Annotated in this window: 5 protein-coding genes and 2 pseudogenes; 2 read left to right on the forward strand and 5 right to left on the reverse strand. The window is 58.7% G+C overall.

The window, feature by feature from the left end; genetic code table 11:
- Positions 1-2,395: pseudogene (gene malP / locus AAHB66_RS21955) on the reverse strand (maltodextrin phosphorylase).
- Positions 2,396-2,980: 585 nt separating this feature from the next.
- Between malP and malT the strand changes: the two are divergent.
- Positions 2,981-5,686 (forward strand): HTH-type transcriptional regulator MalT, encoded by a 2,706-nt coding sequence (malT, locus tag AAHB66_RS21960; protein WP_142487398.1) that lies wholly within the window; start codon positions 2,981-2,983, stop codon positions 5,684-5,686.
- An 81-nt stretch (positions 5,687-5,767) separates the two neighbouring features.
- Here malT and AAHB66_RS21965 read toward each other — a convergent pair whose 3' ends face one another.
- Genes AAHB66_RS21965 through glpE form a run of 3 tightly spaced genes read right to left on the reverse strand, consistent with a single transcriptional unit; the run spans position 5,768 to position 7,749 of the window.
- Positions 5,768-6,526, reverse strand: a complete 759-nt coding sequence (locus tag AAHB66_RS21965; RefSeq protein ID WP_347114564.1) for a DeoR/GlpR family transcriptional regulator — start codon at positions 6,524-6,526, stop codon at positions 5,768-5,770.
- Between the two features lie 18 nt (positions 6,527-6,544).
- Complete coding sequence (gene glpG, locus AAHB66_RS21970; RefSeq protein WP_347114565.1) at positions 6,545-7,375, reverse strand: rhomboid family intramembrane serine protease GlpG; 831 nt, start codon at positions 7,373-7,375, stop codon at positions 6,545-6,547.
- Between the two features lie 44 nt (positions 7,376-7,419).
- The gene (gene glpE / locus AAHB66_RS21975; RefSeq protein WP_347114566.1) at positions 7,420-7,749 is read right to left on the reverse strand and encodes a thiosulfate sulfurtransferase GlpE; all 330 of its coding nucleotides are present in this window, start codon (positions 7,747-7,749) and stop codon (positions 7,420-7,422) included.
- A 289-nt stretch (positions 7,750-8,038) separates the two neighbouring features.
- Between glpE and glpD the strand changes: the two are divergent.
- Positions 8,039-9,548 (forward strand): annotated as a pseudogene (gene glpD, locus AAHB66_RS21980) (glycerol-3-phosphate dehydrogenase).
- A 90-nt stretch (positions 9,549-9,638) separates the two neighbouring features.
- Here the strand turns inward: glpD and glgP are convergent.
- Positions 9,639-12,086: a glycogen phosphorylase gene (glgP, locus tag AAHB66_RS21985; protein WP_347114567.1), complete on the reverse strand. Its 2,448-nt coding sequence runs from the start codon at positions 12,084-12,086 to the stop codon at positions 9,639-9,641.
- Between the last annotated feature and the right edge of the window lie 10 nt (positions 12,087-12,096).

Below are 12,096 nucleotides of genomic sequence, written 5' to 3' on the forward strand. Positions count from 1 at the left end.
TTAGCGTTTTGCCTGCCAGATACGGGCCTGGTAGTCGCGGATTGAACGGTCAGAGCTGAACATGCCGCAGCGCGCGGTATTCAGAATACACGCCCGGGTCCAGGCTTCCTGGTCGCGATACAGGACATCGACCTGCTTCTGGGCCTCAACGTAGCCCGCAAAATCGGCCATCAGCAGGTACGGGTCGCCGCCCTGTTTGCCGATGCTGTGCAGCATCTGGTCAAACGCGTGCTTGTCGCCGTCGCTGTATTTGCCGCTCTCCAGCTCCTTCAGTACCGCATCCAGCAGCTTGTCTTTTTTTACGCCATTTCACCGGGTCGTAACCTTTGGCTTTGATGGCTTTCACTTCTTCCACAGTATGGCCGAAGATAAAGATGTTCTCGTCGCCCACCTGCTCGGCAATCTCAACGTTAGCACCGTCCAGCGTACCGACGGTCAGCGCGCCGTTCAGGGCCAGCTTCATGTTGCCGGTGCCGGAGGCCTCTTTACCCGCAGTAGAAATCTGCTCAGAGACGTCCGCCGCCGGGATCAGCAGCTCCGCCGCCGAGACGCAGTAATCCGGCAGGAAGACCACTTTCAGCTTATCGCCCACTTTCGGATCGTTGTTCACCGCGTCGGCTACTTTATTGATAGCGAAGATGATGTTTTTCGCCAGGTAGTAGCCCGGTGCCGCTTTCGCACCAAACAGGAACACGCGCGGCACGCGGTCGGCCTGCGGGTTCTCGCGGATCTCTTTGTACAGCGCCAGAATGTGCAGCAGGTTCAGGTGCTGACGTTTGTACTCGTGCAGGCGTTTGATCTGGATATCGAAAATCGCGTTCGGGTTGATCTCAATCCCGGTACGGGTTTTGACGAACGCCGCCAGGCGCACCTTGTTGTCCTGCTTGATGGTGCGGTAGGTCTCGCGGAACGCCGCATCGTCGGCAACCTTTTCCAGGTTGATCAGCTGGTCGAGGTCGTTGGCCCACTCTTTATCCAGGGAGGAATCCAGCAGCGCGGCCAGTTTTGGGTTGCACTGTTTGATCCAGCGACGCGGCGTGATGCCGTTGGTGACGTTGTGGAACTTGTTCGGCCACAGCTGGTGATATTCCGGGAACAGATCTTTCACCACCAGGTCGGAGTGCAGCGCGGCCACGCCGTTCACCGCAAAGCCGCTGACCACGCACAGGTTAGCCATGCGCACCTGTTTGTCGAACACCACCGCCAGCTTCGCCCATACCGCTTTATCGCCCGGCCAGGTTTTATCCACCAGTTTCTTAAAGCGGTTATTGATCTCGTTGATCAGCTGCATATGGCGCGGCAGCAGGGTTTTAATCAGCTTCTCGTCCCAGCACTCCAGCGCTTCAGGCATCAGGGTGTGGTTGGTGTAGGCGAAGGTCTTGCTGGTGATCGCCCAGGCGTCGTCCCAGCTCAGCTGATGCTCGTCGATCAGCACGCGCAGCAGTTCCGGGATAGCGATGGTCGGGTGGGTGTCGTTCAGCTGGATCACTTCGTAATCCGCCAGCTCAGACAGCTTGCGGCCCGCCAGGTGGTGACGACGCAGGATGTCGGCCACGGAGCAGGCGCACTGGAAGTACTGCTGCATCAGGCGCAGCTTTTTGCCCGCCAGATGGTTGTCGTTCGGGTAGAGAACTTTGGTCAGCTTGTCGGCGTCGATGCCCTGCTGCTCTGCGCGCAGGAAATCGCCGTCGTTGAATTTGGTCAGGTTGAACGGGTGAGCGTGCGTCGCCTGCCACAGGCGCAGCGGCTGCGCCACGCCGTTACGGTAGCCCAGCACCGGCAGATCCCAGGCCTGGCCGGTGATGGTAAAGCCCGGTTCCCACTGGCCCGCTTTCGTCACTTTACCGCCAATGCCAACCTGCACATCCAGCGCTTCGTTGTGGCGGAACCACGGATAGCTGCCGCGATGCCAGTCGTCCGGCGCTTCCATCTGCTGGCCGCCCGCGAAGGACTGACGGAACAGGCCGTACTGATAGTTCAGACCGTAGCCGGTCGCCGGCTGGCCCACCGTCGCCATCGAGTCAAGGAAGCAGGCCGCCAGACGACCCAGACCGCCGTTGCCCAGCGCCGGATCGATCTCCTCTTCCAGCAGGTCGGTCAGGTGGATGTTGTGCGTGCTCAGCACATCGCTGACCTCCTGATACCAGCCGAGGTTCAGCAGGTTGTTGCCGGTCAGACGACCAATCAGGAACTCCATCGAGATATAGTTAACGTGGCGCTGGCCTTTGACGGGCTTCACCGCGGGTTGGGCGCTCAGCAGCTCGGCGAGCGCGCCGCTGACGGCCTGCCACCACTGGCGGGAGGTCATGTCTTCGGCGGCGTGTAAACCAAAACGCTGCCACTGACGCGTCAGGGCAGCCTGGAATTGAGCTTTGTTGAAAGTCGGCTGTGACATAGGGAATCTGCATCCTGTAGAGAGAAAATGAGGCGTTGGTGCTAGTGTGCCTGGCTCCTCATGCCTCTTCCTCCTCCTGGCAGGGATTAGACAGGGAGGAGTAGCGGGGATGAGCGCTAAAGTGTGATCGCGGCCACTTTCTGCAGCGGGAGTGTGGGGCATTCGCGCCGTGTTTTCCGGGAAGGGAGTCAAAAAAATGAAATGCGGTTTCGCCTGAAATATAGGCGCACGGAAATAATTACTTACCCGACGTAATATTGCTCAGAATTTACTGCATCTCAGAATGTTATTTCAGCCCCGTAACCTTCCCGGAACTTTATTAACTTTCCACCGCATTTACGCTTCTATATTCCTTTTTATGCTTAACCTCCTGGAAACACGCCACGCCAGTATCCATGCGCTTTCGAGGCCCATCGGAAAAGTTCCCTCTCCCATCGATATATTTTTGTGACAGAGTGCAAATTAAGGGACATAAAACCCGGACATAACTTGCAATAAAAGGGTTTCTGACCGACCTTATAAGGATTAATTACGAAGCGCAAAAAAAATCAAAAATCTCGATTTCCACACAGTGAAGTGAAAACTATGTTGATTCCGTCCAAATTAAGTCGCCCGGTTCGTCTTGACCATACTGTGGTCCGCGAACGCTTGCTGGCGAAACTTTCCGGCGCGAACAATTTTCGACTGGCGCTGGTAACGAGCCCTGCAGGCTACGGCAAAACAACGCTCATTTCACAGTGGGCTTCCGGCAAGACCGATCTCGGCTGGTACTCCCTCGATGAAGGCGACAATCAGCAGGAGCGTTTTGCCAGCTATCTGATCGCCGCCATTCAGCAGGCGACCAACGGACACTGTGTGACCAGCGAAGTGATGGTGCAGAAGCGTCAGTACGCCAGCCTCTCTTCCCTGTTTTCCCAACTGTTTATCGAGCTGGCCGAATGGCATCGCCCGCTCTACCTGGTCATTGATGACTACCATCTGATCACCAACCCGGTTATCCATGAGTCGATGCGCTTTTTCCTGCGCCACCAGCCGGAAAACCTGACCCTGGTGATCCTGTCGCGCAACCTGCCGCAGCTGGGCATTGCCAACCTGCGCGTGCGCGATCAGCTGCTGGAAGTGGGCAGCCAACAGCTCTCCTTTACCCATCAGGAAGCGAAGCAGTTCTTTGACTGCCGCCTGAAATCCCCTATCGAGGTGGCTGAGAGCAGCCGCCTGTGCGACGACGTGGCAGGCTGGGCGACCGCCCTGCAGCTGATTGCCCTGTCGGCCCGGCATAACAACAGCTCGACGCAGCAATCCGCCCGTCGTCTGTCAGGCATCAATGCCAGCCATCTCTCCGACTACCTGGTGGATGAGGTGCTCGACAGCGTCGATCAATCTACCCGTCAGTTCCTGCTGAAAAGCTCCCTGCTGCGCTCGATGAACGATGCGCTGATCGTCCGCGTCACCGGGGAAGACAACGGCCAGATGCGTCTGGAGGAGATCGAACGTCAGGGCTTGTTCCTGCAGCGCATGGACGACTCCGGGGAGTGGTTCAGCTACCACCCGCTGTTTGGCAGCTTCCTGCGCCAGCGCTGTCAGTGGGAGCTGGCAACCGAATTACCGGAAATCCACCGCGCCGCCGCCGAGAGCTGGATGGCGCAGGGCTTCCCGAGCGAGGCCATACATCACGCGCTGGCGGCGGGCGATGCCCATATGCTGCGCGATATTCTGCTCAACCACGCCTGGAGCCTGTTTAACCACAGCGAGCTGGCCCTGCTGGAGGAGTCGCTCCGCGCCCTGCCGTGGGAGAGCCTGCTGGAGAACCCGCGTCTGGTGCTGCTGCAGGCCTGGCTGATGCAGAGCCAGCACCGCTACAGCGAAGTGAACACCCTGCTGGCCCGCGCCGAGCAGGAGATGAAAGGCGAGATGGACGCTGCCCTGCACGGGGAATTCAACGCCCTGCGCGCGCAGGTGGCTATCAACGACGGCAACCCGGAAGAGGCTCAGCGCCTGGCCCTGGGTGCGCTGGAGGAGCTGCCGCTGGCGAACTTCTACAGCCGCATCGTCGCCACCTCGGTGCACGGCGAAGTGCTGCACTGTAAGGGCGACCTTACCCGCTCCCTGTCGCTGATGCAGCAGACCGAGCAGATGGCGCGCCGCCATGACGTCTGGCACTACGCCCTGTGGAGCCTGATCCAGCAGAGCGAAATTTTGTTTGCCCAGGGCTTCCTGCAGGCCGCCTGGGAGACCCAGGAGAAAGCCTTCACCCTGATCCGCGATCAGCACCTGGAACAGCTGCCGATGCACGAGTTCCTGCTGCGCATCCGCGCTCAGCTGCTGTGGGCATGGGCCCGCCTGGACGAAGCCGAAAGCACCGCCCGTCATGGGGTCGACGTGCTCTCCACCTATCAGCCGCAGCAGCAGCTGCAGTGTCTGGGCCTGCTGGTGCAGTGCTCGCTGGCGCGCGGCGATCTGGATAACGCCCGCAACCACCTTAACCGTCTGGAGAACCTGCTCGGCAACGGTCAGTATCACAGCGACTGGGTGTCGAACGCCGATAAGGTGCGGGTGATCTACTGGCAGATGACCGGCGACAAGAAATCGGCGGCCAACTGGCTGCGCCAGACGCCGAAACCGGAGTTTGCCAATAACCACTTCCTGCAGAGCCAGTGGCGCAACATCGCCCGGGCGCAGATCCTGTTAGGCGAATTTGAACCGGCCGAGATGGTGCTGGAAGAGTTAAACGAAAATGCCCGCAGCCTGCGTCTGATGAGCGATCTGAACCGCAACCTGCTGCTGCAGAACCAGCTTTACTGGCAGGCCGGTCGCAAGAACGATGCCCAGCGCGTGCTGCTGGAAGCATTACAGCTGGCGAACCGCACCGGGTTTATCAGTCACTTTGTGATTGAAGGCGAGACCATGGCGCAGCAGCTGCGCCAGTTGATTCAGCTCAATACCCTGCCGGAGCTGGACCAGCATCGCGCCCAGCGCATTCTTCGGGAGATTAACCAGCATCACCGCCACAAGTTCGCCCATTTCGATGAGACCTTCGTGGAGCGTCTGCTGACCCACCCGGAAGTGCCGGAACTGATCCGCACCAGCCCGCTGACCCAGCGTGAGTGGCAGGTGCTGGGACTGATCTACTCAGGCTACAGCAACGAGCAGATCGCCGGTGAGCTGGCCGTTGCGGCCACCACCATCAAAACGCATATCCGCAATCTGTATCAGAAGCTGGGCGTCGCCCACCGCCAGGACGCGGTGCTGCATGCGCAGCAGCTGTTGAAGATGATGGGGTACGGGGTGTAATTCATTGCCCGGCGGCGCTACGCTTGCACGGGCCTACGGTTTTGTAGGCCGGGTAAGGCGAAGCCGCCACCCGGCACAAACTCAGCACAGCTCTAACTGCAACTTATTATCCTTAATCACCTTCAACACCCCTTCAGGCGGCATCACGTCGGTATAGACCGCGTTCACCATGCTGATGCTGCCCATATTGACCATCGCGTTTCGGCCAAACTTCGAGTGATCCACCACCAGCATGACGTGGCGCGAGTTCTCAATGATCGCCCGCTTGGTGCGCACCTCATGGTAGTCAAACTCCAGCAAGGAGCCGTCGGTATCGATGCCGCTGATGCCCAGAATGCCGAAATCGAGGCGGAACTGGGAGATAAAGTCGAGGGTCGCTTCGCCAATAATGCCGCCGTCACGGCTGCGCAGCTCGCCACCCGCGAGGATGATGCGGAAGTCCTCTTTCTGCATCAGGGTGGTGGCAACGTTGAGGTTGTTGGTAACGACCCGCAGGTTCTCATGGTTCAGCAGGGCATGCGCTACCGCTTCCGGCGTAGTGCCGATGTCGATAAACAGCGTCGCGCCGTTCGGGATCTGGCTCGCCACCTTGCGGGCGATACGCTCCTTCTCGGAGGTCTGCGTCGCCTTGCGATCGTGCCAGGGGGTGTTCACCGAGCTGGACGGCAGCGCCGCGCCGCCGTGGTGGCGCAGGATGCGGTTCTGATCGGCCAGGTCGTTGAGATCCCGGCGGATGGTCTGCGGGCTGACGGCAAACTGCTCCACCAGCTCTTCGGTGCTGACGTATCCCTGCTTTTTCACCAGATCGATAATGGCGTCATGACGTTGTGTTTGTTTCATCAGAGTTCCCTGCCAGAATTATGTTCGTTTTCGCGCATTTAGCGTATCGGCAAACGCCATCGCCAGCCCGACCGCCAGCCCGGCCACGTGTGCGCCGTTGGCAATCGCCATGCCAAACAGATCAAACCATCCGGCAATAATCCAGATTAATGCAAAGGTCATCAAACCGCGCTGCAGATAGATACCGCTCTGCGGATCGCGCTCGCCGCGCAGCCAGACATAGCCCATCAGCGCATAGACCACGCCGGAGAGGCCGCCAAACCACGGGCCGCCAAACTTATGCTGGATAAAGCCGCTGAGCAGCGCGCTGATAAGGGTGAGCACGATGAGCTTGCCGCTGCCGAGCCGCTTCTCCACCGCCCCGCCGAGATACCACCACCACAGCAGGTTAAAGAGAATATGCAGCACCGAGAAGTGCATCAGCGCGTGGGTGAAGTAGCGCCAGAACTCGAACTCAACGGAGGCATCATACGGCCAGGCCAGCATCAGCATCACCTGCTGATCGCCTACCACATTCATCAGAATGAAGACCAGGATACAGGCCGCCATTAACACCAGGGTGAAGGGCCCCGCGCGTTCGCGCAGGGTCGCAAGGAAAGGAAAGCGCTGGTAGTGCAATCCGCTGCCGGTATGGCCGGACTGCCAGCTTGCCGCCAGATAGCGCGCATCGCCGGGATTTTCCAGAAAACGCGCCAGCTCGGCGTTGACCCGTGAGGCCTGGCTTTCATCCGCCAGCCAGACGTCGGTCTGGGTATGTTGTTGAATGGTGAGGATAACACCCTGCGTCGCCATGTAGTCGACAAACGCCTGGGCGACGCGCGGGTTGGTAAAAGAGGTAATCATCAGCATCGGCGGCAGTCGCTTATTCCACACAAAAGGGGACAGTATATACCCTAAATGTCCGCGTGCTCGACTTCTGCCGGGAAATGGCGATGCCAGGCATCGAATCCACCGTCCACGCTGTAGACCGCTTCAAAGCCCTGCTGGAGCAAATATTGCGCCGCGCCTTTGCTGCTGTTGCCGTGATAGCACATCACCATCACCGGGGTCTCGAAATCGTTATCGCGCATAAATTCGCTCAGGGAGGCGTTGGTCAGGTGAAACGCGCCCGGCGTATGGCCCATCGCAAAGCTTTGCGGATCGCGAATGTCCACCAGCACCGCCAGTCCCTGGTGCATCTTCTGGTGGGCTTCTTCTACGTTAATACATTCAAAATGTTCCATGATGCTCTCTGTTGTTTATTCAGGGCCAGTGCGGTCTGGGCCCCTCTCCCTTGCTCTCTCCGCAAGGGAGAGGGAAATGTGCCCCCCTCTCCCCGTGGGAGAGGGTTGGGGTGAGGGCATCAGACCGCATCATTTTACCGGCTAGTGTACGTCCTGGCGGCGGGTAAACGCCATTATGTTAGCTATATCACTCAAATTTGTTTTTTTGATGTTACTAAAATCCATTTCCTTTGCTAGTATGAGCGATATCGAACATTTTTGAGCTTTTACGAAAGTGCGTGAGGATACAATGGAAACCAAAGATCTGATTGTTATCGGTGGCGGAATTAACGGGGCGGGCATTGCGGCGGACGCTGCCGGGCGCGGGCTGTCTGTCCTGATGCTGGAAGCGCAGGATCTCGCCTGTGCCACCTCCTCCGCCAGCTCTAAGCTGATCCACGGTGGCCTGCGTTATCTGGAGCACTACGAGTTCCGCCTGGTGAGTGAGGCGCTGGCCGAGCGTGAAGTGCTGCTGAAAATGGCCCCCCCATATCGCTACCCCAATGCGTTTTCGTCTGCCGCACCGCCCGCATCTGCGTCCGGCCTGGATGATCCGCATTGGTCTGTTTATGTACGACCACCTGGGCAAACGCACCAGCCTGCCCGCCTCTGCCGGTGTGCGTTTTGGCGCAGACTCGGTGCTGAAGCCTGAAATCGTGCGCGGATTCGAATATTCCGACTGCTGGGTGGACGATGCCCGCCTGGTGCTCGCGAATGCGCAAATGGTTGAACGTAAAGGCGGCGAGGTGAAAACCCGCACCCGCGCTGTCTCCGCGCGTCGCGAAAACGGGCTGTGGATTGTTGAAGCAGAAGACATTGATACCGGCGAGCGTTTCAGCTGGCAGGCGCGCGGTCTGGTGAATGCCACTGGCCCGTGGGTGAAGCAGTTCTTCGACCAGGGCATGCAGCTGCCGTCACCGTACGGCATCCGCCTGATCAAGGGCAGCCATATCGTGGTGCCGCGGGTGCATACCCAGAAGCAGGCCTATATTCTGCAAAACGAAGACAAGCGCATCGTGTTTGTGATCCCGTGGATGGATGAGTTCTCCATCATTGGTACTACCGACGTGGAGTACAAAGGCGATCCGAAAAGCGTCGCCATCGACGAGAGCGAAGTCAGCTATCTGCTGAAGGTCTATAACGCCCACTTTAAGAAGTCGCTGGCGCGCGATGATGTGGTCTGGAGCTACTCCGGTGTGCGTCCGCTGTGCGATGACGAGTCCGATTCACCGCAGGCCATCACCCGCGACTACACCCTCGATATTCACGATGACCACGGCAAGGCGCCGCTGCTGTCGGTGTTTGGCGGCAAGCTCACCACCTACCGCAAGCTGGCAGAGCATGCGATGGAAAAACTGGCCCCGTTCTATCAGGGTATCGGTCCGGCATGGACCAAAGGCGCGGTGCTGCCGGGCGGTGATATCGGTGGCAACCGCGATGACTACGCGGCGAAATTGCGCCGTCGCTATCCGTTTATCAGCGAATCCATGGCCCGCCACTTTGCCCGCACCTACGGCAGCAACAGTGAGCTGATCCTGAGTGACGCGAAGGATCTCAGCGATCTGGGCGAACATTTTGGTCACGAGCTCTACGAGGCGGAGTTACGTTATTTAGCCGACCACGAATGGGTACGCCGCGCGGACGATGCGCTGTGGCGTCGTACTAAAGAGGGGATGTGGCTGAATGCGGAGCAGCAGTCCCGCGTAGCGCTGTGGCTGGCTGAGCGTACGGGAAAGCGTGAGCTATCGTTGGCGTCGTGAGAGTAATGCCCGGTGGCGCTAACGCTTACCGGGCCTACAAAAGACACAGAATCGTAGGCCGGGTAAGGCGAAGCCGCCACCCGGCATTTTTTACAACTTCACCGGATCAATATGCCAGATGGTATCGGCATACTCTTTGATGGTGCGATCGGATGAGAAGTAGCCCATGTTGGCGATGTTGTGCATCGCTTTGGTGGTCCACTCTTCCGGCTTGCGGTACAGCTCGTCGACCCTGTCCTGGCAGTCCACATAGCTGCGGTAGTCTGCCAGCACCTGGTAGTGGTCCCCGAAGTTAATCAGCGAATCCACCAGGTCGCGATAGCGGCCAGGCTCGTCCGGGTTGAAGACCCCGGTACCGATCTGGGTCAGCACCTGACGCAGCTCTTCATCCTGCTCGTAATAATCACGCGGCGAGTAGCCCTTCGCACGCAGCGCCTCAACCTCTTCCGTGGTGTTGCCGAATATGAAGATATTCTCTTCGCCTACGTGCTCCAGCATCTCGACATTGGCGCCATCCAGCGTGCCGATGGTAAGTGCGCCGTTGAGGGCAAACTTCATGTTGCTGGTGCCGGAGGCTTCGGTGCCCGCGGTGGAGATCTGCTCCGAGAGATCGGCGGCCGGAATGATCAGCTGGGCCAGACTCACGCTGTAGTTCGGGATAAAGACGACCTTCAGCTTGTCACCAATCTGCGGATCGTTGTTGATCACCTTCGCCACGTCGTTGATCAGGTGAATGATGTGCTTCGCCATGTAATAGGCCGAGGCCGCTTTACCGGCGAAGATGTTCACACGCGGCACCCAGTCGGCATCAGGATCGGCCTTGATGCGGTTGTAGCGGGTGATCACGTGCAGCACGTTCATCAGCTGACGCTTGTACTCGTGGATACGTTTGATCTGCACGTCGAACAGCGCTTTGGGATTGGCGACCACGTTGAGATGCAGCGCCATCCACACCGCCAGCCGCTTTTTGTTCAGCAGCTTGGCATCACGCACCGCTTTATTCACCGTCGGGAAATCGGCGTGCTGTTCCAGCTCGCTCAGCTGGCTTAAGTCGGTACGCCAGTTGCGGCCGATGTTCTCGTCGAGCACGTCGGAGAGCGGCTGATTAGCCAGCGCCAGCCAGCGGCGCGGCGTCACGCCGTTAGTGACGTTGCAGAAACGCATCGGGAAGATTTTAGCGAAGTCGGCAAACAGCGACTGCACCATCAGGTTGGAGTGCAGCTCCGATACGCCGTTGACCTTGTGGCTGATCACCACCGCCAGCCACGCCATGCGCACCCGGCGGCCGTTGGACTCTTCAATGATGGAGGTGCGGCTCAGCAGTCCGGTGTCGTGCGGATACTGCTCCTGCAAGGTTTTCAGGAAGAAATCGTTGATCTCAAAGATGATCTGCAGATGGCGCGGCAGAATTTTGCCGAGCATGTCCACCGGCCAGGTTTCCAGCGCTTCGCTCATCAGGGTGTGGTTGGTGTAGGAGAAGACCTGGCAGGTCACCTCGAACGCCTCTTCCCAGCTGAACTTATGTTCGTCGATCAGTACGCGCATCAGCTCCGGGATCGACAGCACCGGGTGGGTGTCGTTGAGGTGGATGGCGGTTTTTTCCGCCAGGTTGGCGTAGGTTTTGTGCAGCTGGTAGTGGCGGCTCAGGATGTCCTGAATGGTCGCGGAGACCAGGAAGTACTCCTGGCGCAGACGCAGCTCGCGCCCGGAATAGGTGGAGTCATCCGGATACAGCACGCGGGAGACGTTCTCGGAGTGGTTTTTGTCTTCCACCGCCGCGAAATAGTCGCCCTGATTGAATTTACCGAGGTTAATCTCGCTACTGGCCTGGGCATTCCAAAGACGCAGCGTGTTGGTGGCATCGGTGTCGTAGCCGGGGATGATCTGGTCGTAGGCCACGGCCAGGATCTCTTCGGTTTCGACCCAGCGGATTTTTTTACCTTCCTGCTGGATACGCCCACCGAAGCGAACCTTATAGCGGGTGTTGTGACGCTTGAACTCCCACGGGTTGCCGTACTCCAGCCAGTAGTCAGGGGACTCTTTCTGCCGTCCGTCGACGATGTTCTGTTTGAACATGCCGTAATCGTAGCGAATACCGTAGCCGCGTCCCGGCAGGGCGAGGGTCGCCAGCGAGTCGAGGAAGCAGGCGGCCAGACGACCGAGACCGCCGTTGCCAAGGCCGGGGTCGTTCTCTTCGTCAATCAGCTCTTCTAAATCCAGCCCCATCTCTTCCAGTGCGGTCTTGACGTCGTCATAGATACCCAGCGACAACAGCGCATTGGAGAGGGTGCGGCCAATCAAAAACTCCATCGACAGATAGTAAACCTGACGGGTCTCCTGTGAGAGCTGGGCGCGGTTAGAGCGCAGCCAGCGTTCAACCAGCCGGTCGCGCACGGCAAACAGGGTGGCGTTGAGCCATTCGTGTTTGTTGGCAATCACCGGATCTTTGCCGATGGTGAACATCAGCTTGTAAGCAATTGAGTGCTTTAATGCCTCTATGCTTACCGTGGGAGACGCATAGGAAAAAGGTGCATTCATATCTCTGATT

This window comes from Leclercia sp. S52 (assembly GCF_039727615.1).
Classification (GTDB): domain Bacteria; phylum Pseudomonadota; class Gammaproteobacteria; order Enterobacterales; family Enterobacteriaceae; genus Enterobacter; species Enterobacter adecarboxylatus_B.

Bases quoted from the DNA above. Each gene is read 5' to 3' on its own strand.
- glpE (WP_347114566.1), bottom strand. From the start codon at position 7,749: ATGGAACATTTTGAATGTATTAACGTAGAAGAAGCCCACCAGAAGATG.
- glgP (WP_347114567.1), bottom strand. From the start codon at position 12,086: ATGAATGCACCTTTTTCCTATGCGTCTCCCACGGTAAGCATAGAGGCA.
- AAHB66_RS21965 (WP_347114564.1), bottom strand. From the start codon at position 6,526: ATGAAACAAACACAACGTCATGACGCCATTATCGATCTGGTGAAAAAG.
- malT (WP_142487398.1), top strand. From the start codon at position 2,981: ATGTTGATTCCGTCCAAATTAAGTCGCCCGGTTCGTCTTGACCATACT.
- glpG (WP_347114565.1), bottom strand. From the start codon at position 7,375: ATGCTGATGATTACCTCTTTTACCAACCCGCGCGTCGCCCAGGCGTTT.